The sequence below is a fragment of the Micromonospora tarensis genome, assembly GCF_016803395.1.
GTDB classification, from domain to species: Bacteria; Actinomycetota; Actinomycetes; order Mycobacteriales; family Micromonosporaceae; genus Micromonospora; species Micromonospora tarensis.
The window spans coordinates 1-2270 of the sequence record NZ_JAEVHL010000448.1 but is presented as its reverse complement, the minus strand read 5'-3'; the positions used below and the strand labels follow the sequence as shown (position 1 = coordinate 2270).

General features: G+C 76.1%; 1 protein-coding gene. It reads right to left on the bottom strand.

The window, feature by feature from the left end; genetic code table 11:
• On the bottom strand, positions 1-2270 hold a 2270-nt coding region (locus JM949_RS35330), incomplete at both ends, for an ATP-binding protein (RefSeq protein WP_203152391.1).

The window sequence follows — 2270 nt, the reverse complement described above, 5'->3', positions numbered from 1 at the left end:
CACCGCACCCGCCAACTCCCGGTCGCCAACCCGGGCCGCCGTACGCGCGACGGCACTGAGCACCGGCCACCCCTCCCGGGGTAGCCGCGGCAGGCTCTCGTCGATCACGGCGACGCGGGCCGCGCGTACCGCTTCGATCTTGTCGTCCGCGGCCAGCGCCGCCTCGATCGCCAACTCGTGCAGGGGCAGCCGGTGGTTCGGCCACAGATAGGGCCGGCCGAGGAAGGTGAGCGCCCGGTCGACCAACTCGTCCGCGCCCGGGTGCGCACGGGCCAGCCGCAGCCCGGCGCCCAGTTGGAGCCAGTGCAGCCCGGTGACACCGGACAGGTCGATCCGGGCGGCCTCCGCGCAGACCGCCTCGGCCTCGTCCCAGCGACCCAGCGCGATCAGCGCCTCCGCCCGGTTGGAGAGCAGGTACGCCCCGGTGGAGCGACTGATGCCGACCCGCCGCGCCTCGGCCACGCCGGCCTCGGCGGCCTGCGCGGACTCGGCGTAGCGGCCCAGCTCGCAGAGCACGTCCGACTGGAACACCTTGGCGAGCACGAGCGCCGGCGTGTCACCGGCCGCGCGGGCGACGGCTTCGGCCCGGTCCAGCTCGGCCAGCCCGTGCTCCCGCCGCTCCTCGTGGCAGAGCAGGGCGATCCGCGTCGGCAGCAGGATCAACTCCTCGCCGATCGCCTCGGCGTCAGCGCTCGCCTCGGCGGCCACCCGGGCCGCCTTCCCAGGGTTGACCTTGACCAGGTGGGTGGCGATGTCGGCGAGCAGCCGGACCCGCTCCACGCCGGGCGGACCGCCGGCCGCCAGCCGGTACGCCTCGTCCAGCTCGCGACTGCCGTCGCTCTTGCCGAGCAGGGCCATCAGTCGACCCCGCTGGTCCAGCAGACGGGCGGCGCGCAGCGGCGCGGCGTCGGCGTCCACCTCGGCCAGCCCGGCCCGGGTCAGGGTGATGGCCCGGCTGAAGTCGCCGGCGGTGACCGCGGCGTCCAGGGTCTGCTCCAGCAGGGCCAGATGGTCCATGCCGAGCAGGGCGGCGGCGTCGGGCACCAGCTCCCACAGCTCCAGCGCCCGCTCCAGCAGCCGACGCTGCTCGGCGTACGCGTACCGCTCGGCGGCGGCACAGGCCGCGACTCGGGCGGCGACCAGGGCACGCGGGTGGTCGTGCGCGGCGTACCAGTGGTGGGCGATCTCGGCCGGGGCCCGGCCGGCGGCGACCAGGTGCGGCTGGGCCTCGATGGCGGCGGCGAAGCGGGCGTGCAGCCGGGCGTGCTCGCCGGGCAGCAGCTCGTCGTGCACGGCCTCGCGGACCAGCGCGTGCCGGAACTCGTAGTCGCCGTCCCGGTCGGCCACCACCAGCTGGGCGGCGACGGCGGCGCGCAGCGCGTCCTCCAGCTCGGCCTCGGGCAGCCCGGCGACCTCGGCCAGCAGGTCGTGGGCGAACCGGGTGCCGCCGGCGGCCGCGATCCGCAGGACCCGCTGGGTCGGCTCGGCGAGCCGGTCCACCCGGGCCAGCAGCAGGTCACGCAGCGTCTCGGGAATCGCCGCGCAGCCGATCGGGTTGCCGGCGACGGCCAACTCCTCGATGAAGAACGGGTTGCCCTGGGTGCGGTCGTGGACATCGTCGACGGCCCGGGCGGGCGGCTCGGCGCCGAGCAGGTCGGCGAGGATCGCACCGGTGCCGTCGCGGTCCAGGCGGCCCAGCTCCACCCGCTCCACACCACGGGCCCGGTCCAGTTCGGCGAGGAACGGGCGCAGCGGGTGCCCACGCTGCAACTCGTCGGTGCGGTAGGTGCAGACCAGCAGCAGTCGAGCCGGCCGCGCCGCCCGGACCAGGAAACCGATGAGGTCGCGGGTGGACCGGTCGGCCCAGTGCAGGTCCTCGATGATCAGCACCAGCGGGCGGGCGTCGGCCAGCCGCTGGAACAGCTCGGCGACCAGGTCGAACAGGTAACCGCGCGGGGCGTCGCTGAGCGGGACCGGGCGCGGGGTGACGGCCGCCGAGGCCCGACCCAGCTCCGGCAGCAACGGCGCGAACTCCGCCTCGTAGCCGGCGAAGACCTCGGGGCCGTCGGCACGCAGCACCGCGCGTAACGCGGCGGCGAACGGGGCGAACGGTAGGCCCGCCTCGCCCAACTCCAGGCACTGGCCGACCAGCACCCGCGCCCCGCCGTCGGTGACCCAGCCGGCGAACTCCTCCAGCAGCCGGGTCTTGCCCACCCCCGCCTCGCCACCGACCAGCACGGAGGTCGGCTCCCCCGCCCGCGCCCGGCCCA